Source organism: Pseudomonas sp. K5002, from assembly GCF_013386655.1.
Taxonomy (GTDB): Bacteria; Pseudomonadota; Gammaproteobacteria; order Pseudomonadales; family Pseudomonadaceae; genus Aquipseudomonas.
Window position 1 is genome coordinate 1 of sequence record NZ_JACARK010000741.1, and the last position, 473, is coordinate 473.

The window sequence follows — 473 nt, forward strand, 5'->3', positions numbered from 1 at the left end:
GCCGGGCGGCCATGGGGTATCACTTCGGCGTTCGCGCTGTGGGGCGCCAAGGTTGCCGGCGGGTTGGGCGTAGACGTAGGCAGCTGGGCGTTCTGGCAAATGCCGGGCAATGCCAAGGCCCTGGCGGCGCCGGTGTGGGAAGACGTCACCAGTGTGATGGACGTCGGCATCATCCTCGGTGCGCTGTTGGCTGCGGGATTGGCCGGGCGTTTCGCTCCAAGCCTCAAAATTCCGGCACGCTCGCTGTTCGCCGCGGTGATCGGTGGGTTGCTGCTGGGTTATGGCTCGCGACTGGCGTACGGCTGCAACATCGGCGCGTACTTCAGCGGGATTGCCTCGGGCAGCCTGCATGGCTGGGTGTGGTTGGTGGCGGCGTTTATCGGCAATAGCGTGGGCGTGCGGTTGCGGCCGTTCTTCTTTGCAGGTGAGCGTCCGCAGGTAGCGTTGAGCGGTTGCTGACTGATCGTTACCAC

At 65.1% G+C, this 473-nt stretch carries 1 protein-coding gene; it reads left to right on the forward strand.

The window, feature by feature from the left end; all coding sequences use genetic code 11:
* On the forward strand, nt 1-459 hold a 459-nt coding region (locus HX846_RS27505; protein WP_178966494.1), incomplete at its 5' end, for a YeeE/YedE thiosulfate transporter family protein.
* Between the last annotated feature and the right edge of the window lie 14 nt (nt 460-473).